Source organism: Streptomyces tailanensis (assembly GCF_008386495.1).
Lineage (GTDB): Bacteria > Actinomycetota > Actinomycetes > Streptomycetales > Streptomycetaceae > Streptomyces > Streptomyces tailanensis.
Window position 1 is genome coordinate 14,621 of the sequence record NZ_VTHJ01000063.1, and the last position, 22,828, is coordinate 37,448.

Below are 22,828 nucleotides of genomic sequence, written 5' to 3' on the forward strand. Positions count from 1 at the left end.
CAAACAGTCCCCCGCCCCCCAGCCGGCGCTACTTCTCCCGAGCCCCCGCATACATCTCATCAATAAGGTGCTGGTACTCCTTCTCCACCACCGGCCGCTTCAACTTAAGACTCGGCGTCAACTCCCCGTGCTCCACGTCCAAATCCCTCGGCAGCAACCGGAACTTCTTGATCGTCTGCCACCGCTGAAGCCCCTCGTTCACCCGCTTCACATACCCGTCGATGAGCTCAACCGTGGCCGACGCCGAGATGACCTCCCCGTACGGCTTCCCCTCCAGCCCGTTCTCCTTGGCCCAGCCGAGGATGGACGGCTCGTCGAGGGCGATGAGGGCGGTGCAGAAGTTGCGGTCGGCGCCGATGACCATGACGTTCGACGTGAAGGGGCACAGCGACTTGAACTGGCCCTCGATCTCGGTCGGCGCGATGTACTTGCCGCCGGAGGTCTTGAAGAGATCCTTCTTGCGGTCGGTGATCCGCAGGTAGCCGTCGGGCGACAGCTCACCGATGTCACCGGTGTGGAACCACCCGTCGGCCTCCAGCACCTCGGCGGTCTTCTCCGGCAGCTTGTGATAGCCCTCCATGATGCCGGGCCCGCGCAGCAGGATCTCGCCGTCGTCCGCGATGCGCACCTCCGTGCCGGGAAGCGGCTTGCCCACCGTGCCCGTGCGGAAGGCCTCGCCCGGGTTGAGGAAGGAGGCGGCGGAGGACTCCGTCAGACCGTAGCCCTCCAGGATGGGGATGCCGGCGCCTGCGAAGAAGAAGCCGATCTCCGGCGCCAGCGCGACCGAGCCGGAGACACAGGCACGCAGCCGGCCGCCGAACGCCTCGCGCAGCTTCTTGTAGACCAGCGCGTCGGCGACCTTGTGCTTGGCCCCCAGCCCGAACGGAACAGACGCGGTGCCGGTGCGACGGAAGTTGTCCTGGCTGACCTTGGCGTACTCACGCGCGACCTCGGCCGCCCACTGGAAGATCTTGTACTTGGCGGGGCCGCCCTCACGCGCCTTGGCGGCGACACCGTTGTAGACCTTCTCGAAGATGCGCGGCACGGCGGCCATGTACGTCGGCTGCACGACCGGCAGATTCTCGATGATCTTGTCGACCCGGCCGTCGACGGCGGTGATGTGCCCGACCTCGATGTGTCCCGCGAGGAGCACCTTGCCCATGACATGCGCCAGCGGCAGCCACAGGTACTGCACGTCCTCCGGCTGGAGCAGGCCGGTCGCGCCGATGGCCTTCGCCATGTACGCCCAGTTGTCGTGCGGGAGGCGGACACCCTTGGGGCGGCCGGTGGTGCCCGAGGTGTAGATGAGGGTGGCGAGCTGGTCCTTGGTGATCGCGCCGACCTTCTCCTTGATCAGGTCGGGCTTCTTCTCCAGATACGCGGCGCCGCGCTCCTCCAGCTCGGCGAGGGAGAGGATCCAGTCCTCCGAGAGGTCCGCGCCCTCGGGGTCGATGACGACGACATGGGTCAGCTCCGGCAGCTCGGCCTTCTTCTCGCGGGCCTTGGCGAGCTGCGCGGCGTCCTCGGCGATGAGGACCCGGCTGCCGGAGTCGGCCAGGATGTACGCGGATTCCTCGGCGTTCGTCTGCGGGTAGACCGTGGTGTTGGCCGCGCCCGCGCACATGATGCCGAGGTCGCACAGGATCCACTCGATCCTGGTGGCGGAGGACAGGGCGATCCGCTGTTCCGGCTGCACGCCCAGCTCGACGAGCCCGGCCGCGATGGCGTTGACCCGTTCGGCCGCCTGCGTCCAGCTCAGCGACTTCCAGTCCGAGGGGCCCTGGCCGGAGGCAGGAGGCACGGGGTGGCGGAAGGCCTCGGCGTCCGGTGTGGCCGCCACGCGCTCCAGGAAGAGGGCCGCCATGGACGGCGGACGGTTCTCGATCAGGGTCTGTGTGTCGCTCACGACATCCTCCGGGGCCCGCGACAGTGCGGCTGGCTCATGGACTGTGTGCTCATGGACTGTGTACTCAACGACTGTGCGGCTGGCTCAAAGCGGCTGTTGTTTAACTCGCGAGTAACCATCGAGTGGTGATCAGAGTAGAGGGCTGCCCGCCCGTTGGTAAGGGGCGGCGGGCCGTCACTTTCCACCGAGAACGACCGTACAAACGCATGCGGGCCCGCCGCGCCGAAACGCGACGGACCCGCATCCTGCCCAAGTTTCCAGGGGTAACAGGTGGCTACTTCTTGCCCTTGCCCCCACCCGCGCTGTCGTCACTGGACAGCACGGCGATGAAGGCCTCCTGCGGAACCTCCACGGAGCCCACCATCTTCATCCGCTTCTTGCCTTCCTTCTGCTTCTCCAGCAGCTTCCGCTTACGGGAGATGTCACCGCCGTAGCACTTGGCGAGGACGTCCTTGCGGATGGCGCGGATGGTCTCGCGGGCGATGACGCGCGACCCGATGGCGGCCTGGATCGGCACCTCGAAGGCCTGCCGCGGGATCAGCTCGCGCAGCTTGGCGACGAGCCGCACACCGTACGCGTACGCCGCGTCCTTGTGGGTGATCGCCGAGAAGGCGTCCACCTTGTCGCCGTGCAGCAGGATGTCGACCTTGACCAGGCTGGAGGTCTGCTCGCCGGTGGGCTCGTAGTCGAGCGAGGCGTAGCCGCGGGTCTTGGACTTCAGCTGGTCGAAGAAGTCGAAGACGATCTCGGCGAGGGGGAGGGTGTACCGGATCTCGACCCGGTCCTCGGAGAGGTAGTCCATGCCGAGCAGGACACCGCGCCGGGTCTGGCACAGCTCCATGATCGACCCGATGAACTCGCTCGGCGCCAGGATCGTCGCCCGTACGACCGGCTCGTACACCTCCCCGATCTTCCCCTCGGGGAACTCGCTCGGGTTGGTGACGGTGTGCTCGCTGCCGTCCTCCATCACCACCCGGTACACGACGTTCGGCGCGGTGGCGATGAGGTCGAGCCCGAACTCACGCTCCAGCCGCTCGCGGATGACGTCGAGGTGCAGCAGCCCGAGGAAGCCGACGCGGAAGCCGAAGCCCAGCGCGGCGGAGGTCTCCGGCTCGTAGACGAGCGCGGCGTCGTTGAGCTGGAGCTTGTCGAGGGCGTCGCGCAGTTCGGGGTAGTCGGACCCGTCGAGCGGATACAGACCCGAGAAGACCATGGGCTTGGGGTCCTTGTACCCGCCCAGCGCCTCGGTCGCCCCCTTGGCCTGGCTGGTGATCGTGTCACCGACCTTCGACTGCCGGACGTCCTTCACACCGGTGATGAGGTAGCCCACCTCACCCACGCCCAGCCCGTCCGCGGGGAGCATCTCGGGCGAGTTGGTCCCGATCTCCAGCAGCTCGTGCGTGGCGTTCGTCGACATCATCCGGATCCGCTCACGCTTGTTGAGCTGGCCGTCGATGACACGGACGTACGTGACGACGCCCCGGTAGGAGTCGTAGACCGAGTCGAAGATCATCGCGCGGGCGGGCGCGTCCTTGACGCCGACCGGCGCCGGAACCTCGGCGACGACCCGGTCGAGCAGCGCGTCGACACCCACACCCGTCTTGGCGGAGACCTTGAGGACGTCCTCGGGGTCGCAGCCGATGAGGTTGGCGAGCTCCTCGGAGAACTTCTCCGGCTGGGCGGCCGGCAGGTCGATCTTGTTCAGTACGGGGATGATCTTGAGGTCGTTCTCCATCGCCAGGTAGAGGTTGGCGAGGGTCTGGGCCTCGATGCCCTGGGCCGCGTCGACGAGGAGGACGGTCCCCTCACAGGCCGCCAGCGACCGTGACACCTCGTACGTGAAGTCGACGTGCCCGGGGGTGTCGATCATGTTGAGGATGTGCGTGTTGCCCGGCTCGGTGGTCGGCGCCCAGGGCAGACGCACCGCCTGGGACTTGATCGTGATGCCGCGCTCACGCTCGATGTCCATGCGGTCGAGGTACTGAGCACGCATCTGCCGCTGCTCGACCACACCGGTCAGCTGGAGCATCCGGTCGGCGAGCGTGGACTTGCCGTGGTCGATGTGCGCGATGATGCAGAAATTGCGGATCAGAGCCGGGTCGGTACGGCTCGGCTCGGGCACATGGCTAGGGATCGCGGGCACGCAGGGTCCTGATTCTTGAGGCGTCCGCAGCCGTCTGCGGTCTCGGGTCGGATCGGATCTAGCGGGTCTATACGTAGGCTCCATGGTCCCACGGGTGGAGAGCTGCGACCGGTTTGGGCCGACCCGAGGGCTGCTGGTAACGTGGGCGGCTGTGTCTCATGCCCTCTCAGCAGGAGACACAGCCAAGGAAAACCAAGCTCAAACCAAGCTGAAAAGGCTCATTCGTGGCGAACATCAAGTCCCAGATCAAGCGGAACAAGACCAACGAGAAGGCGCGCCTTCGCAACAAGGCCGTCAAGTCGTCGCTCAAGACCGCGATCCGCAAGGCCCGTGAGGCCGCTGCCGCGGGTGACGTCGAGAAGGCCACCGAGTACCAGCGCGCTGCCGCGCGTCAGCTCGACAAGGCCGTCTCGAAGGGCGTCATCCACAAGAACCAGGCCGCCAACAAGAAGTCGGCGCTTGCTTCCAAGGTCGCCACCCTCAAGGGCTGAGCCCTTCTGATCTGACCGCCGGCTGGACCCAGAGCGGGCCCTCTCTCATCCGCTCCCACCCGGCACCCCGGATTCGCACGCGGCCTGCGTTCGCCACGCGGGTGCGGATCCAGCATCATCCCGAGGCCCCGCCGCACTCCCCTTCCCCAGGGTGGTGAGACGGGGCCTTCGGCGTTGGGGTGCGATGAGCGCCCCGAAGGGGCGCGGGGAACTGCGCGACAAGCCGCGACGCACCCGCACGTACGAACTCTTCCGCGGGGGTCGGGGGCAGCGCCCCTGGATGGGGGTCCCCCCGCTCGAGCGAAGCCGAGAGTGGGGGAGGGACGGATAGGGGCGGCGGGGGCGAAACCCCTCAGGTACGAACCCCCTCAGCGCCGCCCAGACCGCGCGGCCCGCGCAATCGTCACCACGGCCTTCTCCAACGCGTACTCAGGATCATCCCCCCCACCCTTCACCCCCGCATCGGCCTCAGCCACAGCCCGCAACGCCACAGCAATACCGTCCGGCGTCCACCCCCGCATCTGCTGCCGCACCCGATCGATCTTCCACGGCGGCATCCCCAACTCCCGCGCAAGATCCCCCGGCCGCCCACCCCGCGCCGACGACAGCTTCCCGATCGCCCGCACCCCCTGAGCCAACGCACTGGTGATCAACACCGGCGCCACCCCGGTCGACAACGACCACCTGAGCGCCTCCAACGCCTCCGCCGCCCGCCCCTCGACGGCCCGATCGGCCACCTCGAAGCTCGACGCCTCGGCCCGCCCCGTGTAGTACCGCCCGACGACCGCCTCGTCGATCGTCCCCTCGACATCCGCGACCAGCTGCGACGCCGCCGACGCGAGCTCCCGCAGATCACTCCCGATCGCGTCGACGAGCGCCTGGCACGCCTCGGCCGTGGCGGACCGCCCGAGCGCCCGGAACTCCCCCCGCACGAACGCCAGCCGCTCCGCCGGCTTCGTCATCTTCGGGCACGCCACCTCCCGCGCCCCCGCCTTACGGGCCGCGTCCAGCAGCCCCTTCCCCTTGGCGCCGCCCGCGTGCACCAGCACGAGGGTGATCTCCTCGGCCGGAGCCCCGAGATACGCCTTCACGTCCTTGATCGTGTCGGCCGACAGATCCTGCGCATTGCGTACGACCACGACCTTCCGCTCGGCGAAGAGCGACGGACTCGTCAACTCGGCGAGCGTGCCGGGCTGCAACTGGTCCGAGGACAGATCACGTACGTCCGTGTCGGCGTCGGCGGCCTTCGCGGCGGCCACCACCTCCCGCACGGCACGGTCGAGCAGCAGGTCCTCCTGGCCCACGGCAAGCGTGAGGGGGGCGAGAGGGTCGTCGTTCGCAGTCTTCTTGGCCATCCCCGAAAGCATCCCACGCCCCACTGACAAGGGGCCCTCCGGCCGTCAGGCAGAGGTCACCGAGCCCTCCCAGCGGGGGCCGTCACGGTTCTTCCCGCCACCCCTCCCACTCCCCCGCGAACTCGTCCAACGCCACCGGATCGAGCCGCCCCTTCGCGTCCCGAAGCACCAGCAGCCACTGCGCGTCCTCGGCGTCGTCCTCCCCGGCCAGCGCGTCCCGCACCAGCTGCGGTTCCTCGTCCAGCCCGAACCGCTCCCCGAGCGCCTCCGCCGCCTCCTCCGCGGCATCACGGTCGGGCAGCACCAGCACATGTCTCACATCACTCACGCCCCCATTTTCCGCCACCGGCGGGCCCACCCCGCGCCGGGCCGCCAACTAACGCATCGCCCTCACCTCCGGCAGCCTCCCCAGCTCCATCCCGAACCGCTCCCGGTACACGCCCAGCACCTCCTCGTCCGTCGTCAACTCGGTCACCTCCCGGTGGCCCTCGGCCGACGTCACCGTGAGGGTGCGCCCGCTGAGCGTGATCCGGCCGCCCTCGTCGCCGACCCGGGAGCAGACGAGCGACTGCGTGAAGTGCGAGGTCGGTGACGTGCTGTGCCACCAGGCCCCGGCCACGAAGTCCCCAAGCTCCCTCGGCCGGAGTTCCAGTCGGTACTGCGGCTTGCCGTCCCGCAGGACGTCCAGGTTCCCGAACTCCCGTGCCCCGCTCTCCCGATCCGCCTCCACCAACCGGAACAGGCCAGCCGGGTCCTCCTGCTCCCCCCGGTCCCCGAACTCCAGCGGATAGTGGCTGTTCGCCCCGAATCCGACGTCGGCCAGCCAGTCACCCCCGTCCACCGTCCGCACCCGCAGCGCGAGATGGTCGTACGGAATCCCGAGCCGCCCCTCCTCGCCGTACACCCGTGCCGCGAGCAGTGTCACGTCGAAGCCCAGCGCCGCGAGCAACGCTCCCAACAGCCCGTTCAGTTCGAAGCAGAAGCCGCCTCTGCGCTCCCCGACCACCTTGTCGAACAGCCGTTTCTCCTCCAGCACGATCTCCTCTCCGAAGTGGATCGACAGGTTCTCGAACGGCACCGCCTTCAGATGGCGCAGGTGCAGCTCACGCAGTACGTCAACGGTGGGCCAGGCCGGATGCTCGGCCCCGATGCGGCGAAGGTAGGCATCAAGCTCTGCGGTATCCATGACCTCAGTCTCTCGCCACCAGCAACTCCTCGGCCGTGCCCGCGACGGCGATCGCTCCGTCCTCGTCCGTGCGCAGCACCGTGGCGCCCTCGGCCCGCAGCGCCGCGACCGTACTGGGGGCCGGGTGCCCATACGGGTTGTCCCTGCCCGCTGAGATGAGCGCCAGCCGCGGGGCGACCGCGCGTATGAGGTCCGGATCCTGGTAGGCCGACCCGTGATGGGCGACCTTCAGTACGTCGACGGCTCGCAGCTGAGCGGCCTCGGGGGATCTCGACAGCTCCCGCTGGGCGGGCGGTTCGAGGTCGCCGAGCAGCAGCATGGTCAGCCCGGCCGTCCGTACGAGCATGGTCACGCTGGCGTCGTTCGGCCCGTCCGGGGTGGTGGACGCGTCGCCCGGCGGCCACAGCACCCGCCACGCGAGGCCTTCCGTACGCCGCTCCTCTCCGGCCACGGCCCGCGTCACCGGGATCCGCCGGGCCGCCGCCTCCCGGTGCACGAACTCGGCCTGATCCGCGGGCTCCGCGAACCCCGTCGTCTGGATCGCCCCGACCGAACGCCCCCGCAGCACTCCCGGCAGCCCCGTCACATGATCGGCGTGGAAGTGGGTGAGGACGACGAGCGGAATCCTGGTGATGCCTAGCGCCGTCAGACAGCGGTCGACCAGCACCGGATCGGGACCGGCGTCCACGACCACTCCGCTGCCGTCGCCCGCTGCGAGCACGGTCGCGTCGCCCTGTCCGACATCGCACATCACCAACCGCCAGCCCGGTGGCGGCCACCCCGTGATCACCCTCGTCAGCGGCGGCGGCTGCACCACGACCAGCAGGAACACCACCAGGCACGCGCCCACCAGCCACGGATGGCTCACGAGCCGCCGCCCGACCAGGACGGCGACCACCGTGACGAGGGCCAGCAGCAACGCCCCCGTCCAACTGCCCGGCCAGTCCACGCCGGCGCCGGGCAGGGACGCCCCCGTGCGCGCGATGTCCGCGATCCAACCGGCGGGCCAACTCGCGCACCAGGCAAGGCACTCGGCCACGGGCATCGCCACCGGGGCCGTCGCCAGCGTGGCGAACCCGAGCACCGTGGCCGGCGCCACGGCGAACTCCGCCAGCAGATTGCACGGCACCGCCACCAGGCTCACCTTGGCCGACAGTACGGCGACGACCGGCGCGCACACCGCCTGCGCGGCGCCCGCGGCCGCCAGCGCCTCGGCGGGGCGCGGCGGCACCCCGCGCCGCTGGAGCGCCGCACTCCAGCGCGGGGCGAGGGTGAGCAGGGCCCCGGTCGCGAGAACGGACAGCAGGAAGCCGTAACTGCGGGCCAGCCACGGGTCGTACAGCACCAGCAGCACAACCGCCGTCGCCAGCGCGGGGATGAGCGACCTGCGGCGGCCCGTCGCGATGGCCAGCAGCGCGATCGACCCGCAGGCAGCGGCCCGGACCACACTCGGGTCCGGGCGGCACACGATCACGAAGCCGAGCGTCAGCGCACCGCCGACCAGCGCCGTCGCCCGCAACGGAATGCCGAGCCGGGACGCGAGCCCCCGCCGCTCGGCACGCTGGGCCAGCCCGGGCGGCCCGATGAACAGCGCCAACAAGATCGTGAAGTTGGCCCCGCTGACCGCGAGCAAATGCGTGAGGTCGGTCGCCTTGAACGCCTCGTCCAACTCGGCCGGGACCCGCGAGGTATCCCCGACGACGAACCCCGGCAACAACGCACGCGCGTCCACGTCCAGCCCATCGGTCGCCTCCCGCAGCCCCTCGCGCAACCGCCCCGCGAACCGCTGCGCCCCACTCGCCTCCCCCACCACCTCCGGCGGCCCACCCCCGCGCACCCGCAGCACGGCCGCGACCCGGTCTCCCCCGGCAAGGGCCGGTACGACCTGCGCGGCCACCCGCACCCGAGTGGACGGCAGCAACGTGAGCCAAGGCGAACGCCTGCCCTGCCCCTGCCCCTCCCCCGCACCCGCACCCGCACCCGCACCCGCACCCGACCGCACGTCAGCGTCCGCATCGACGTCGACGATGACCAGCACCGGCGTCCGCGTGGCCACGACCGCCCCGTCCTGGCCCCTCACTCGCCGCACCTCGGCCTGGAGGAGCACGGCGGTCGGAGCCACATGGTTGCCCTGGAGCCGGGGACGGGTGAGGCGTGGGTCTGCGGTGAGCTCCACCTCAGCGGTCACCTGGGCGTACCGCCCGGCCAGAGCAGGCACCGGCCCTCGGCGCAGATCCGCCCCGTGCAGCCCGGCGGAGGCCGCCGCGGCGGCGACGCACAGCAACACGGCGGCCACGGACGCCCCCGTCCAGACCACTCCGCGCGGCGCCCGCCGTCCCTCCTCAGCCCGCTGCCCCTCCTCAGGAGCCCGCCCTCGCCGAGCGACGAGAAGGGCCACACCCACGACCAGGCAGACCACGACCACACCCGCGACCCACCCGGCCGAGACGTGCACCATCAGCGCCGCCGTCGCCCACGCGGCCAGCGCCGATGGCACCAGCCGCAGATCCGTCGGCCCTTCCTGCCTCGGGTGCGCGACACCGAGCCGGTTCCTGGAGGCCGCGTGCAGCGCCTGACGCCGAGGAACACCCCGCACCCCGCGCGCCCCGGCCATCGCCGGTTCCTCTCCCGCTCGCGGCGCGTTCATGGCCGTACGAGGTTCCGCAGATCGGCGAATCGGCGATCGCCGATTCCGTTCACCTCTCGCAGTTCGTCGACGGAACGGAAGCCGCCGTGCTGAGTGCGGTAGGCGATGATGTGCTGGGCCAGGACCGGGCCGACTCCGGGCAGAGTGTCCAGTTGATCGACAGTGGCCGTGTTGAGGGAGACGGGGGCCGCGGGAGCCGCTCCGGCGACTGCTCCGCCGGTCCCGGCCACGCCTGAGCCGACCCCCGGCCCAGTGACCGTTCCCGCCCCGGTCGCCGGGCCACCGACCAGGACCTGTTCGCCGTCCACGAGGAGGCGGGCGCGGTTGAGCCCGTCCGTGTTCGCCCCTGGTCGCACTCCGCCCGCCGCCCGCAGCGCGTCGGCGACCCGGGAGCCGGCCGGCAGCCGCTGGATCCCAGGGCTGCGCACCTTTCCACCGACATCCACCACGATCGAGGGCCCGGCCGTGGGAGCGATCACCCCGGCCGAGGCACCCGGCACCGCTCCGTGCCCCTCGCCCGCCGCACCGAACGAGGCCCCCGGCACCGCCGGACCTCCCGCCCGCACCACCTCGGGCGCTCCCACCTGCTGAGTCCGCCCCGTCCAGAAGTGTTGCGCGGCGAACACCGCCGCCACGACCAACACCACGCTCAGCGCGACGACACTCTTCCTTTCGACGCCACACCGCGCCTGCAACCACAACGGCAGCCGTTCCCGCACTGCGGGCCCAACCCGCCCCCGCCACGACCCTCCCGAGACACCGCCGACACAGTCGACGTCGACAACCCCGCCGACATCGACGACCTCGACGACATCCCCGCCGGCGACGCCCCCATCACCGACACGGCCACGCGGAACGTCACGCTCGGCACGTCGCCCGAACTCACCGACGGCACCAAGGGAGGAAGAAACACCAGAGGAAGAAGCACCAGAACGGTCCGCCTCATCCGCCCAGGCGACCCCGGCCCCCACCGCTGTCCTCCCCCTCGGCGCCGGCGGCCCATGCCCCGACTCCCGCGGCTCCCGCACGCTTTCGGGAAACAGCGCCTCGGCGCGCAGCCGAAGCGTCTCCGCCGAAGCCTGGTGGCGGCGTCCGGCCCGGCCCCCGGGCCGCCGCGACCGGTGTCGGGCACGGCTGTCGGAGGACGGGCCCCGCCCCGGCCCACTGGTGACTGTCGCTGTACGTGAACGTGATCGAAGTGCCATGCGACGAGGATCGGGCAAGACCGCCCACCCGCGATGATCTTGCTCAATTCCCGTGGATTACTGTCCAGTTGTGGATAACTCCATCACCCACACGAGCGACAAACACCGGCACCAGCCCGCAGCGGGCCGCCCCTCACCGAGGCGAGACAACCGCCGCCAACAACCCAGGCCCGGTGTGCGCCCCGAGCACCGCCCCGACCTCGCTCACATACAGATCCGCCAGCCCGGGCACCCGGTCCCGAAGCCGTTCCGCGAGCGCCGAAGCCCGCTCGGGCGCGGCGAGGTGGTGGACGGCGATGTCGACCGGCGCACTGCCGGCCCGCTCGGCGACGATCTCCTCCAGGCGGGCGATCGCCCTGGACGCCGTACGCACCTTCTCCAGCATCTCGATGCGGCCGCCGTCCAGCTGGAGCAGCGGCTTCACCGCGAGCGCGGAACCGAACAACGCCTGCGCCGCCCCGATCCGGCCGCCCCGCCGCAGATATTCCAGCGTGTCGACGTAGAAGTACGCGGACGTACCCGCGGCCCGTTTCTCGGCGGCCGTGACGGCCTCGTCCACCGTGCCGCCCGCCTCCGCGGACTCGGCGGCGGCCAGGGCGCAGAACCCGAGGGCCATCGCGACCATCCCGGTGTCCACCACGCGCACCGGCACGGGTGCCTGGCGCGCGGCGAGCACGGCCGCGTCGTACGTGCCGGAGAACTCGGCGGACAGGTGCAGCGAGACGATGCCCGTGGCCCCCGACTCGGCCACCTTGCGGTAGGTCTCCGCGAACAGTTCGGGGCTGGGGCGGGAGGTGGTGACGGACCGTCTCTTCTGCAGTGCCTGGGCCAGGGCACGGGCCGAGATCTCGGTGCCCTCTTCGAGCGCCTGGTCGCCGAGGACCACGGTCAAGGGCACCGCGGTGATGCCGTGACGCTCCATCGCCGGCGGCGGCAGGTAGGCCGTTGAATCGGTGACGATCGCGACATGGCGGGACATGAGCTGGAGGTTACCCGCCAAGGCCCACCGACGGCAGCCCGGCCCCTCCCACCTGCGGGCGACGCCGAGCGCCGCCGGTCGCGGAGGCGCGGGCCCGGATCAAGTCGTGCTCTCCGGGCGGGGCTTCTTCTGCCACGGGTACGTCGGCCTCGGCCCCGACGGATTGATCGCGGGCCGGGGCGGTTCCTCACCGGACCGGGACTCGGTGGACCGGGACTCGCCGGACCGGGACCCGGGGGTCTCCTGCCAGGTCTGCCCGGTGGAGGCGGTGGGTTCGGGCTTCGGGGCCTGGGGCCAGACCGGTGTGGGCTCCGTCGTCCAGTGCCGCAGCGCGTCCGCCTCGACGTCTATCTGGGCGCTGAGCGTGTCCAGGTCGTCCTCCGCGAACTTGCGGGCCCGGTCGTGCGCCGCCCAGCGCAGGGAGTCGGCCGACTTGATGACCCGCTCCGTACGCTCGCGCAGCGCGGGCAGCCGCTGGGCCAGCTTGGCGCGGTCGGGCTCGGGCTCCAGGCGCTTGAGCTCGTCGTCCAGCTCCCGGCCGTGCCTGCTGAGCTGCTCGAACAGGGCCAGGGACTCCTTCAGCGACTCGTCCTCGCCCACGCCCGCCTGCAAGGCCTCCTGGGTGGCCCGCATCGAGGTGCGCAACTTCAGCCGCAGGTCGGCCAGTTGGCCCACCGGGCCCGGCTGGGCGAGGCTTCGGGCGCGCAGGGTGGTGTCCTCGACCGACCGCTTGGCCTGCGTGATCGTACGGTCCACGCCGCGCTTGGCCGCGCCGATCGCCTTCACCGTGGCGTACGCCCCCAGCACCACGAACAGCACGAAGAACAGGGCGACCACTGCGATGACGGCTTCCACGGCGCGCTCCTCCTTCGACCCACGCGGCACATACTGCTGCGCTCTTCAACGGTAAACGCAACGGGCAGGCCCGGGGTTCCATCGGAACCCTGAACCTGCCCGTAGGGGACGCCCCCGAACCTCGTCCGGGACAGACCTACGTGACGATGTTCACCAGCTTCGGCGCCCGTACGATCACCTTCCGGATCGGGCCCCCGGCCAGCGCCGCGACCACCTTCTCGTCGCCCAGGGCCACCTTCTCCAGCTCCTCCTCGGAGATGGTCGGCGGCACCTCCAGGCGGGCCTTGACCTTGCCCTTGATCTGGACGACGCAGGTGACGGCCTCGTCGACGATGTACGCGGGGTCGGCGACGGGGAAGTCCTGGTGGACGACCGAGTCGGTGTGGCCCAGCTTGCGCCACAGCTCCTCGGCGATGTGCGGGGCCAGCGGCGCGATCAGCAGCACCAGCTGCTCGGCGACCGTGCGCGGAACCGCTCCGCCCGCCTTGGTCAGGTGGTTGTTCAGCTCGGTGACCTTGGCGATGGCGGTGTTGAACCGCATGCCCTCGAAGTCCTGGCGTACGCCGTCGATGGCCTTGTGCAGCGCCCGCAGGGTGTCCTCGTCGGGCTCGGCGTCGACCACGGTGACCTCGCCGGTCGCCTCGTCGACGACGTTGCGCCACAGCCGCTGCAGCAGCCGGAACTGGCCCACCACCGCGCGCGTGTCCCACGGCCGGGAGACGTCCAGCGGGCCCATCGCCATCTCGTACAGGCGCAGCGTGTCCGCGCCGTACTCCGCGCAGATGGACTCCGGGGTGACCGCGTTCTTCAGGGACTTGCCCATCTTGCCCAGCAGCCTGGAGACCTTCTCGCCCTGGTAGTAGTACGCGCCGTCGCGCTCCTCCACCTCGGCGGCCGGTACCGCGAAACCACGGCTGTCGCGGTAGACGAAGGCCTGGATCATGCCCTGGTTGTACAGCTTGTGGAACGGCTCGGCGGACGAGACGTGCCCCAGGTCGTACAGGACCTTGGACCAGAAGCGCGCGTACAGCAGGTGCAGTACGGCGTGTTCCTGACCGCCCACGTACAGGTCGACGCCGCCGTGCGGCTGGCCTTCGCGCGGGCCCATCCAGTAGCGCTCGATCTCCGGGTCGACCAGCTTCTCGGAGTTGTGCGGGTCCAGGTAGCGCAGTTCGTACCAGCAGGAACCGGCCCAGTTGGGCATGGTGTTGGTCTCGCGCCGGTACCGCTTCGGGCCGTCGCCCAGGTCCAGCGTGACGTTGACCCACTCCTCGTTGCGCGACAGCGGCGTCTCGGGCTGGGTGTCGGCGTCGTCCGGTTCGAAGGTGCGCGGCGAGTAGTCCTCGACCTCGGGCAGCTCCAGCGGCAGCATCGACTCGGGCAGCGGGTGGGCGACGCCGTCCTCGTCGTAGACGATCGGGAAGGGCTCGCCCCAGTAGCGCTGGCGGCTGAACAGCCAGTCGCGCAGCCGGAAGTTGACGGTGCCCTGGCCGATGCCGGACCGCTCCAGCCACTCGGTGATCCGGGCCTTGGCCTCGGCGACGGGCAGGCCGTCCAGGGAGATCTCGTCGTTGGCGGAGTTGATGATCTTCGCCTCGTACGAGGCGAAGGCGTTCTCCCATGTGGAGGTGTCCGTGCCCCGCCCGTCGGTCGGCTCGACGATGCAGTGGATCGGCAGTTCGAAGGCGCGCGCGAACTCGAAGTCGCGCTGGTCGCCGGCCGGGACGGCCATGATCGCGCCGGTGCCGTAGCCCATCAGGACGTAGTCGGCGATGAAGACGGGGATCTGCTCGCCGTTGACCGGGTTGGTCGCGTACGAGCCGATGAAGACGCCGGTCTTGTCCTTGGCCTCGGCCTGCCGCTCGACGTCGGACTTGGAGGCGGCCTGCGCGCGGTAGGCGGAGACGGCCTCGGCCGGGGTCGCGTGACCGCCGGTCCACACGTCGTGCGTGCCCTCAGGCCATTCCTGAGGCGTGAACTTCTCCACCAGCGGATGCTCGGGCGCCAGGACCATGTAGGTCGCGCCGAACAGGGTGTCGGGGCGGGTGGTGAAGACCGTGATCTTCTCGCCGTCTACGGGGAAGTCGACGCGGGCGCCCTCGGAGCGGCCGATCCAGTTGCGCTGCTGCAGCTTGATGGCCTCGGGCCAGTCCAGCTCGTTCAGGTCGTCCAGCAGGCGGTCGGCGTACGCCGTGATGCGCATGTTCCACTGGCGCAGCTTGGCCTTGAAGACGGGGAAGTTGCCGCGCTCGGAACGGCCGTCGGCGGTGACCTCCTCGTTGGCCAGGACGGTGCCCAGGCCGGGGCACCAGTTGACCGGCGCGTCGGAGGCGTACGCCAGGCGGTACTCGCCCAGGACGTCGGCGCGCTCGGCGGCAGTCAGGTCATGCCACCCTCGCTCACCGGGAACAGCACGCTCACCGCTCTCGAACTGTGCGACCAGCTCGGCGATCGGGCGGGCCTTCTTCGCCTCGTCGTCGTACCAGGAGTTGAAGATCTGCAGGAAGATCCACTGGGTCCACTTGTAGTAGTCCGGGTCGATCGTGGCGAACGACCGGCGCTTGTCATGGCCCAGGCCCAGCTGACGCAGCTGGGACTTCATGTTGCTGATGGCCGCCTCGGTGGTGATCCGAGGGTGCTCACCGGTCTGCACGGCGTGCTGCTCGGCGGGCAGGCCGAAGGCGTCGAAGCCCAGGGTGTGCAGGACGTTGTGGCCGGTCATCCGCTGGTAGCGGGCGGAGACGTCGGTGGCGATGTACCCCAGGGGGTGGCCGACGTGCAGGCCCGCACCGGACGGGTACGGGAACATGTCCATGATGAACTTCTTGGGCCGGGCGGCCAGCTCGGGGTCGCCTGCCAGGTCACCCTTCGGGTTCGGCGCCGCGTACGTGCCCTCGGCGTCCCAGAAGTCCTGCCAGCGTGCCTCGATCTCGGCCGCGACGGCGGCCGTGTAGCGGTGTGGCGCTGCATCCACCGACATACCAGTGGCGGCAGCGGGGTTCGTCTCGCTCATGATCCTCAAAGCTCCATCGATCGTCTCTGCCAGCGGATATGTCGTCCGGAAACGAAAAATCCCCTCGCACAGGAGGGGACGCCGCGCCGATTCCGACCTCGCCGTTCATTGGCGGTCGGGACTGATCAGCGCGGCTCGCTAAGCAGAAGGCGTACGGCACGCATGGGCTCAGGGTACCGCAGCCCCCATGGCCGTCGCGACGAGGTTCCCGCCCGGTCGCGACGATGTTCCGGCCCCGTCGCGACGGCTCGTCGACACCGAGTCGCGGTGTGTCAGCCACGAGAACCGGCCAAAAAAGTTGAACAACGTTCAAATATTACTTCGCGTAACAACCCCTAAGGGGACAACGCAGATGTGAGATTGACCCTTGATAACAGCGCAATAACTCAAACCTCGTACCGCTCGGTTTGCCACGTCTTACAGTTCGACGACGGGACCGCTTTCCCGAAACTGTTCGGAGTTGCCCCTATGAACCCTCGTAGCAGTAACAGCCCGCTCTCCACGCCGGGCCACTTGGCCCATGGCGCTGGGGCGGCCACCGTTCCGCTCTTCACACCCTTCAGCATGATGTGGGGAGGTATGCCGTGGTAACGGAGACTACGAGCGACGGCACGGTAGACGACTCGTTGGTGGAGTTCTTCGACTTCGGTGCAGGAGTCCTGTCGCTGGTCTGTCTCACCGTTTCCGTGCTCTGGGGACTCGTCGCCCAGGACCGGATGATGCTCGCGACGCGCCAGCGGATCATGGCGCAAGCGGTGCACCGGATAACCGCGATCGCGTCGATCGTCTTCCTACTGGTGCACATCACGGTCAAGGTGGCGCTCGACCATGCCCCGTTCCTTGCCGCGCTGATCCCCTTCAGCCTCGCCTTCTCGAACGATGGGTTCGCGGGCAGGACCGTACTCATCGGATTCGGCTCGCTGGCCGCGCTACTCATGATCGCCACGGCTGTCACCGGCGCGCTCCGCAGCCGGTTCGCGAGCCCGGCGCCGGTCGCGGCGCGTTGGCGGGCATTCCACATGATGGCCTACCCCGCCTGGTGCTTCGCGCTGCTCCACGGACTCTACGCGGGTCGCGAGGCGAAGCCGATCTTCGTGATCCTGTACTCCCTCGGGCTCGTCGCCGTCGCCGGGGCGCTGATGCTGCGCGCTGCGCCGCGCCCGGTCAAGCGCCAGGTGGCCGACTGGATCACCACGATCATGGGTGGCGACGGCCAGCGTCCCCCCGAGGTCGAAGAACTCATGAAGTCCCGCAGCGCCCTGCAGTCCCGCGAGGAGCCCGGCGACCGACGCAAGGGCGGACAGCGCGAGGGCGGACAGCGCGACCAGATGCGCGACACCGGCCAGTTCCCGCTGCCCGGCTTCGGCGGCGGACAGAGCCCCGGCCCCGCGCTGGGCGACCCGCTGGGGGTACCCCCGCAGCGTGCGGCGTCCGCCCCCGCGGCCGACTCCGGCCCCGGCTTCGCCGCCGCCTACCGCGCCGTGTCGATGACCCCGCGCGCCGCGGAGCCCACGGCGCCCTACCTGACCCAGCAGCAGCCACCGCTGGACATGCAGCCCACCCAGGCCATGCCGCGCATGGACGACGGCTCGACCACGGGAAGCACCCGCTGGCCCGCGCCGTCCCCGCCGCCGGTCGGCGAGGCACCCCCGTCGGCGTACGACCCGATGCAGGACACCTTCGCCGGGCAGGCGTTCGCGGGCGACGGCCAGACCTATCCGGGCCAGGCGCACCAGGCGACTCCCGAAACTTTTTACGGAACGCCTGAGACGAACGCCCCCTACGGCACGTACAACCCGAATGACACGTACAACAGCGGTCCCGCCACTGAAACGCTGCCCGGCTACGACTACGACCAGCCGCCGGGCTCAGGCGAACCCTGGAACGCGCCTTCCGGAGGCTTTAAGTGAACGAGGCCCTTCCCGACGTCCCCGAAGTCCGTGTGGTGGGGCTCCCCCAGCTCACCTCGGGCTTCGACCTCGTCGAGAGACTCGACCTCCCCATGCACCTGAAGGTGCACGGTCCGCTCGAACCGATGGGCGGCGAGCAACTCGCCCAGCTGTCCGAGCGGATCAACCTGAAGGGCAGGGGAGGCGCGGGGTTCCCGTTCCACAAGAAACTGCGCTCGGTCGCCGAATCGGCGATCAAACGCGGCATCCGGCCCGTCGTGGTCGTCAACGGCAGTGAGGACGAACCCGCCTGCCGCAAAGACACGGTGCTGATCAACCGTGCCCCGCACCTCATCCTGGACGGCGCCCTGCTGGTCGCCGAGGCGCTGGGCGCCCGCCAGTTGGTCATCGGGGTGACACGTGAATCCACCGAGCGCTCGATGGAGGCCGCCCTCGCCGAGCGCGGGCTGAGCAACCGGCGGGGCGCCGCCATCCGCGCGAGCGTGCAGCGCAACCCGGTCCGCATGGTCACCGGCGCGGCCGGCTCGCTGATCCGTTCGATCGACGGCGGTCCACCCATCCCGCCGGGCCGTAAGACCAGCGCGTCCAAGAGCGGTGTCGGTGGCGCGCCGACGCTGCTGTCCAACGCGGAGACCTTCGCCCAGCTGGCCATCGGCGCCCGCATCGGCGCCGAGCGGTACGGCAACACCGGCCTGTACGACGAGCCGGGCACCGTCATGCTCACCGTCTCCGGCGCGGTCGCCCGCCCCATGGTGATCGAGGCCCCCACCGGTGTGCCGCTGCGCTACATCCTGCAGCTCGCCGGTGCGCCGCCGGTCCCGCAGGGCGTGCTGACCGGCGGCTACCACGGCAAGTGGATCGACGCCGCCACCGTCAACGAGGCGGTCGTCTCCCGGAATTCACTCGACGCCGTGGGCGGTGCGCTCGGCGCGGGCGCGATCCTGCCGATCAGTCAGGACACCTGCCCGCTCGGCGAGTCGCTCCAGGTCGCCAAGTGGCTCGCCGAGGAGAGCGCGGGACAGTGCGGTCCCTGCTACCTCGGTCTGCCGGCCGCCGCGCGCGGCATGGAGGACATCCTGGGCGGCGGCGGCCCGGCCGCCCTGGAGGCCCTCAAGCAGGTCGCCAAGAACGTGAAGCGGCGCGGCGCGTGCTCGCACCCGGACGGCTCCGCGATGTTCCTGGAGTCGACCATCAAGGCGTTCACCGACGACCTCGCCGCGCATGTCCTCGGCAACGGCTGCGGGCGCCCCGTGGAAGGCGTGCTGCCGCTGTTCGAGGGCGGCAGGATGCCGACCGGCATTCCGGGCGGCGCGGGCGAGGAGGAGAGCGGCGCCAGCCGCCAGAAGATCTTCGTCGACTGGACGCTCTGCCGCGGCCACGGCCTGTGCGCCGACATCCTCCCGGAGGTCTTCCAGCTGGGCGCCGACGGCTTCCCGACCGTCGCCCAGGCGAAGGTCCCCCAGTACGCCGAGGCCAAGGCGCTCCGCGCGGTGCGGCGCTGCCCCGCGCTCGCCCTGCGCATCGAGGAGGACACCCGCGGCAACGCCCCGTCCCGCAACCTGCCGGTCCTCTCCCAGGGCCGCGGCCGCCGGGCTCTGGGCAGCGGTCGCTGAGCACGCGGAAGGGCGGGTCACCTCGATGGGGTGGACCCGCCCTTCTCTCTGCCTCTGTTCTCTGCCTCTGTCACGCTCGCCGTCAACAACGCGAAGACCCCGTCCACTTGGACGGGGTCTTTTCTGTGGAGCTAAGGAGAATTGAACTCCTGACCTCCTGCATGCCATGCAGGCGCTCTACCAACTGAGCTATAGCCCCTTACCTTGGTCCGCCGGGTTTCCCTGGCGGCGACGCCAACATTACCGGTCACCCGCGCGCTCCACCAAATCGTTTCCGTCGCGTGCGGATCGGGGGCGGATCGGGGGTCGATTTCGTCGCTAATGTCGGCTTCCGTGACCGTGATCGCGTTCCCCGGAGTCCATCGCCGCGTCCCGGTCGCCCTGGGGGCGTGTCTGTTCTCCTTCGCCGGCTTCTGGATCGCGCAGCGGGCCGCCGACGTCTCGATGATCGACCTGATGGTCTACCGGGCGGAGGGCGAGACCGTACGGGCCGGCGGGGACCTCTACGCGCTGCGGGCGACCGAGGCCGAACTGCCCGCCACGTACCCGCCGTTCGCGGCCCTGCTGTTCACCCCGCTGACGCTGCCGGACCCGGCCTCCCTGCGCACCCTGGCGACGGCCGGGAACCTGGCCCTTCTCGTCGTCTTCGTGGGTTTCGCGCTGCGGATCGCCGGGCACGCGCGCGTGGAGACCGTCTGGTGGGTCGCGGCGGCGGCCGTGTGGTGCGAGCCGGTGTGGACGACTCTGCGGTACGGGCAGGTCAATCTGCTGCTCGCCGCTCTGGTGTTGTGGGACCTGTCCGGGCGGCCGGGGCACCGGTGGGCCGGCGTCGGTATCGGGCTGGCGGCGGCCGTGAAGCTGACTCCCGCGCTGTTCGCGGTGTTCCTGTTCGCCACCGGCGTCGTCGCCCGGTCCAGGCATCGCTCCGGCGGGCCCTGGCTGCGGCACGCGCGCGGGGCGGCCCTCACCTTCGCAGGCGCCACCCTGCTGGCGGCGGCCGTCCTGCCGTACGACTCCTGGCAGTTCTGGACCCGTACGGTCTTCGCGGCGGGCCGGGTCGGGCATCCCGAGGACACCGCCAACCAGGCCCTGCGCGGGGTACTGGCCCGGCTGCTGCACACCCCGGAGCCCGGCATCTGGTGGCTCGCCCAGGCGGCCCTCACGGGGGCGCTGGGCCTCGCGGTCGCGGTGGCCGCCGAGCTGCGCGGACGGCGCGGCCCGGCGGTGGCCGCATGCGCGGTGACGGCGCTGCTGATCTGCCCGGTGTCGTGGTCCCACCACTGGGTGTGGTGCGTGCCGATGGTGCTCGCGGTGGCTCGGCGACACGTGATCGCCGCCGTTCTGGCGCTGGTCTTCTTCTCGTACGCCCTGTGGTGGGTGCCACACGGACCGGGACGGCTCGAACTACGACAGAACGGCGTCGAGTTGACGCTGTCGGGCCTCTACGCGGGTGCCGGGCTGCTGTTCCTGGCCCTCACCGGTACCGAAACGATCAGGCAGTCACGAACGAGTAGAAGCGCTTGAGCGTGCAGTGCTCTTCGAGGAGGCGGCCGTAGATCGGCTCGCCCTCCAGCTCGCGGTACGTCTCGATCGGGTCGCCTTTTATGATCAGCGCCCGTGCGCATTCCTCGCACCAGTACTGGTAGTCGGCGTTGACGGGCTCCATGTCACGGACGATCGGCGTGCCGCTGCCGCACCAGTCGCACTTTCTCCTGTGTGCACCCATAGATCAGCTCCAGCTGTGGCCGCAGGCCGTGCACACGTAGGAGATCCCTCCGTTGTCACCGAGCACTTGGGCAACGTGGAGCGAGCCGCAGGAAGGGCAGAGGAGGGTGGTCTTGCTCCGCATCGCCACCAGCTCGGGGAGGCCGTGGACCTCCCCGCGGATGCTCGCAGGCATCGCTTCTCCCTCCCGTCGGGCCACGCCCCCTTCCGGCCGTTTGATTCTGCCACGGCCGGACCAATACGGTCAGCGACGCCTTCGTACCAGTCCGGACACGCGGCGGGAAAGAAGGTCGTCCGAAGAGGTATACGCCCGATGGGCCACTCATGCTCAAGCAGGGACGCAGGTCACATACGAAAAATCCCGCCCCCTCGTGGGAACGGGATCTTCTGCACCGATCTGATCTGTTCTGTGGAGCTAAGGAGAATTGAACTCCTGACCTCCTGCATGCCATGCAGGCGCTCTACCAACTGAGCTATAGCCCCTTGCTGCTTCCATCCGGCGAAGCCGTATGGTGTTTCGCCCCGCTCGGCGGGGCGAACAAGAAGAACTTTAGCCTGCGACCAGCCGGAAAGTGAAATCCGGGTCCCGGCCCCGGTACGAGGCCGTGTACGACGGTCAGTCGCCCCGTACGACGGTCAGTCGTCGTCGCCGAGCACCGGTTCCGGCAGCGTGCCGGCGTTGTGCTCAAGGAGCCGCCAGCCCCTGGCACCTTCACCGAGGACGGACCAGCAGCAGTTGGAGAGGCCGCCGAGGCTCTCCCAGTGGTGGGGCTCCAGACCGAGGAGGCGCCCTATGGTGGTGCGGATCGTGCCGCCGTGGCTGGTCACCACGAGCGTGCCGTCGTCGGGGAGCTTGTCGGCGTGCCGGAGGACCACCGGGGCGGCGCGGTCGGCGACCTCGGTCTCCAGTTCGCCACCGCCGCGGCGGACCGGCTCGCCGCGCTTCCACGCCGCGTACTCGTCGCCGTGCCGGGCGATGATCTCGTCGTGCGTGAGGCCCTGCCAGACGCCCGCGTAGGTCTCGCGCAGGCCCTCGTCGTGCGTCACCTCCAGGCCGGTGAGCATGGCCAGCTCGGCGGCCGTCTTCGCGGCACGCTGAAGGTCGGAGGCGACGATCGCGTCGGGCTTGAGGGAGGCGAGCAGCCGGGCGGCGCGGCGGGCCTGGCCGAGGCCGGTCTCGGTGAGCTCGACGTCCGTGGTGCCCTGGAAGCGGCGCTCCACGTTCCACGAGGTCTGGCCGTGGCGCCAGAGTATGACCCGGCGCCCTCGGCCCTTGCGGTCCGCCGAGTCGATCCCGCCCGTCACCGCGGCTCCCCGCCCAGCTCGGCGGCCTCCTCCGCGGCCCGCAGCTTCGCGTGCTCCTCGCCCTTGCCGCGGGTGGCCTTGGCGTCGGCGGGCAGCTCCAGCTCGGGGCAGTCCTTCCACAGCCGCTCCAGGGCGTAGAAGACCCGCTCCTCGCTGTGCTGGACGTGCACGACGATGTCGACGTAGTCGAGCAGCACCCAGCGGGCCTCCCGGTCGCCCTCACGGCGCACGGGCTTGGCGTCGAGTTCCTTGTTCAGCCGCTCCTCGATCTCGTCGACGATCGACTTGACCTGGCGGTCGTTGGGCGCGGAGGCGAGCAGGAAGGCGTCCGTGATGGACAGCACGTCGCTGACGTCGTACGCGATGACGTCGTGCGCGAGCTTGTCGGCGGCCGCCTGCGCGGCGGTGTTGATGAGCTCGAGAGAGCGGTCAGTGGCGGTCACTACATGGCTTTCCGTAGGCGGTCAGGAACCCTCACGGGCTATCACAAGGGTC

Annotated in this window: 18 protein-coding genes and 2 tRNA genes; 4 read left to right on the forward strand and 16 right to left on the reverse strand. The window is 70.1% G+C overall.

The window, feature by feature from the left end:
* Window positions 1–28: 28 nt before the first annotated feature.
* Together F3T56_RS36740 and lepA are read right to left on the reverse strand one after the other, a co-directional pair.
* A complete protein-coding gene (locus F3T56_RS36740; protein ID WP_149829733.1) occupies window positions 29–1,906 on the reverse strand; it encodes an AMP-dependent synthetase/ligase in 1,878 nt (625 codons plus the stop codon).
* Window positions 1,907–2,180: 274 nt separating this feature from the next.
* On the reverse strand, window positions 2,181–4,049 hold the full coding sequence (lepA, locus tag F3T56_RS36745; RefSeq protein ID WP_149829734.1) for a translation elongation factor 4: 1,869 nt from the start codon (window positions 4,047–4,049) through the stop codon (window positions 2,181–2,183).
* A gap of 224 nt (window positions 4,050–4,273) precedes the next feature.
* On the opposite strand from lepA, the gene rpsT reads away from it, so the two are divergent.
* The gene (rpsT, locus tag F3T56_RS36750) at window positions 4,274–4,540 is read left to right on the forward strand and encodes a 30S ribosomal protein S20 (protein ID WP_129309226.1); all 267 of its coding nucleotides are present in this window, start codon (window positions 4,274–4,276) and stop codon (window positions 4,538–4,540) included.
* 368 nt (window positions 4,541–4,908) lie between these two features.
* Here the strand turns inward: rpsT and holA are convergent, their stop codons facing one another.
* The 8 genes from holA to leuS all read right to left on the reverse strand — a co-directional run bounded on the left by holA (window position 4,909) and on the right by leuS (window position 15,780).
* Window positions 4,909–5,895, reverse strand: a complete 987-nt coding sequence (gene holA, locus F3T56_RS36755) for a DNA polymerase III subunit delta (RefSeq protein WP_216373050.1) — start codon at window positions 5,893–5,895, stop codon at window positions 4,909–4,911.
* Between the two features lie 82 nt (window positions 5,896–5,977).
* A complete protein-coding gene (locus F3T56_RS36760; protein ID WP_149829737.1) occupies window positions 5,978–6,223 on the reverse strand; it encodes a hypothetical protein in 246 nt (81 codons plus the stop codon).
* 48 nt (window positions 6,224–6,271) lie between these two features.
* On the reverse strand, window positions 6,272–7,081 hold the full coding sequence (locus tag F3T56_RS36765; RefSeq protein WP_149829739.1) for an arylamine N-acetyltransferase family protein: 810 nt from the start codon (window positions 7,079–7,081) through the stop codon (window positions 6,272–6,274).
* Window positions 7,082–7,085: 4 nt separating this feature from the next.
* The gene (locus tag F3T56_RS36770; protein WP_172639319.1) at window positions 7,086–9,695 is read right to left on the reverse strand and encodes a ComEC/Rec2 family competence protein; all 2,610 of its coding nucleotides are present in this window, start codon (window positions 9,693–9,695) and stop codon (window positions 7,086–7,088) included.
* Between the two features lie 29 nt (window positions 9,696–9,724).
* Window positions 9,725–10,933 carry a ComEA family DNA-binding protein gene (locus F3T56_RS36775; RefSeq protein WP_149829741.1) on the reverse strand — a complete coding sequence of 403 codons (1,209 nt, stop codon included), beginning with the start codon at window positions 10,931–10,933 and terminating at the stop codon, window positions 9,725–9,727.
* A gap of 133 nt (window positions 10,934–11,066) precedes the next feature.
* The gene (locus F3T56_RS36780; protein ID WP_149829743.1) at window positions 11,067–11,912 is read right to left on the reverse strand and encodes a DegV family protein; all 846 of its coding nucleotides are present in this window, start codon (window positions 11,910–11,912) and stop codon (window positions 11,067–11,069) included.
* Window positions 11,913–12,011: 99 nt separating this feature from the next.
* Complete coding sequence (locus F3T56_RS36785; protein WP_172639313.1) at window positions 12,012–12,767, reverse strand: hypothetical protein; 756 nt, start codon at window positions 12,765–12,767, stop codon at window positions 12,012–12,014.
* A 136-nt stretch (window positions 12,768–12,903) separates the two neighbouring features.
* Complete coding sequence (gene leuS / locus F3T56_RS36790) at window positions 12,904–15,780, reverse strand: leucine--tRNA ligase (RefSeq protein ID WP_149829747.1); 2,877 nt, start codon at window positions 15,778–15,780, stop codon at window positions 12,904–12,906.
* A gap of 584 nt (window positions 15,781–16,364) precedes the next feature.
* On the opposite strand from leuS, the gene F3T56_RS36800 reads away from it, so the two are divergent.
* A complete protein-coding gene (locus tag F3T56_RS36800; protein WP_149829749.1) occupies window positions 16,365–17,690 on the forward strand; it encodes a ferric reductase-like transmembrane domain-containing protein in 1,326 nt (441 codons plus the stop codon).
* The gene (locus tag F3T56_RS36805; RefSeq protein ID WP_149829751.1) at window positions 17,687–19,303 is read left to right on the forward strand and encodes an NADH-quinone oxidoreductase subunit NuoF family protein; all 1,617 of its coding nucleotides are present in this window, start codon (window positions 17,687–17,689) and stop codon (window positions 19,301–19,303) included. The genes F3T56_RS36800 and F3T56_RS36805 overlap by 4 nt, the downstream gene beginning before the upstream one ends.
* A 126-nt stretch (window positions 19,304–19,429) precedes the next feature.
* Here the strand turns inward: F3T56_RS36805 and F3T56_RS36810 are convergent.
* Window positions 19,430–19,502, reverse strand: a tRNA-Ala gene (locus F3T56_RS36810).
* 134 nt (window positions 19,503–19,636) lie between these two features.
* Between F3T56_RS36810 and F3T56_RS36815 the strand changes: the two genes are divergently transcribed.
* Window positions 19,637–20,827 carry a glycosyltransferase 87 family protein gene (locus F3T56_RS36815; protein ID WP_149829753.1) on the forward strand — a complete coding sequence of 397 codons (1,191 nt, stop codon included), beginning with the start codon at window positions 19,637–19,639 and terminating at the stop codon, window positions 20,825–20,827.
* Here F3T56_RS36815 and F3T56_RS36820 read toward each other — a convergent pair.
* The 5 genes from F3T56_RS36820 to rsfS form a co-directional block, all read right to left on the reverse strand.
* On the reverse strand, window positions 20,796–21,029 hold the full coding sequence (locus F3T56_RS36820; RefSeq protein WP_005479297.1) for a hypothetical protein: 234 nt from the start codon (window positions 21,027–21,029) through the stop codon (window positions 20,796–20,798). The genes F3T56_RS36815 and F3T56_RS36820 overlap by 32 nt on opposite strands.
* A gap of 3 nt (window positions 21,030–21,032) precedes the next feature.
* On the reverse strand, window positions 21,033–21,203 hold the full coding sequence (locus F3T56_RS46585; protein ID WP_172639316.1) for a hypothetical protein: 171 nt from the start codon (window positions 21,201–21,203) through the stop codon (window positions 21,033–21,035).
* Between the two features lie 235 nt (window positions 21,204–21,438).
* Window positions 21,439–21,511: transfer RNA gene (locus tag F3T56_RS36825), tRNA-Ala, on the reverse strand.
* 153 nt (window positions 21,512–21,664) lie between these two features.
* Complete coding sequence (locus F3T56_RS36830; RefSeq protein ID WP_149829755.1) at window positions 21,665–22,333, reverse strand: histidine phosphatase family protein; 669 nt, start codon at window positions 22,331–22,333, stop codon at window positions 21,665–21,667.
* Window positions 22,330–22,776, reverse strand: a complete 447-nt coding sequence (rsfS, locus tag F3T56_RS36835) for a ribosome silencing factor (RefSeq protein ID WP_149829757.1) — start codon at window positions 22,774–22,776, stop codon at window positions 22,330–22,332. Before rsfS ends, F3T56_RS36830 begins: the two co-directional genes overlap by 4 nt.
* Window positions 22,777–22,828 lie beyond the last annotated feature (52 nt).

Coding starts and splice junctions, on each gene's coding strand:
- holA (WP_216373050.1), bottom strand. CDS start 5,895: ATGGCCAAGAAGACTGCGAACGACGACCCTCTCGCCCCCCTCACGCTT.
- F3T56_RS36765 (WP_149829739.1), bottom strand. CDS start 7,081: ATGGATACCGCAGAGCTTGATGCCTACCTTCGCCGCATCGGGGCCGAG.
- F3T56_RS36770 (WP_172639319.1), bottom strand. CDS start 9,695: ATGGCCGGGGCGCGCGGGGTGCGGGGTGTTCCTCGGCGTCAGGCGCTG.
- F3T56_RS36775 (WP_149829741.1), bottom strand. CDS start 10,933: ATGGCACTTCGATCACGTTCACGTACAGCGACAGTCACCAGTGGGCCG.
- F3T56_RS36780 (WP_149829743.1), bottom strand. CDS start 11,912: ATGTCCCGCCATGTCGCGATCGTCACCGATTCAACGGCCTACCTGCCG.
- leuS (WP_149829747.1), bottom strand. CDS start 15,780: ATGAGCGAGACGAACCCCGCTGCCGCCACTGGTATGTCGGTGGATGCA.
- F3T56_RS36820 (WP_005479297.1), bottom strand. CDS start 21,029: ATGGGTGCACACAGGAGAAAGTGCGACTGGTGCGGCAGCGGCACGCCG.
- F3T56_RS46585 (WP_172639316.1), bottom strand. CDS start 21,203: ATGCCTGCGAGCATCCGCGGGGAGGTCCACGGCCTCCCCGAGCTGGTG.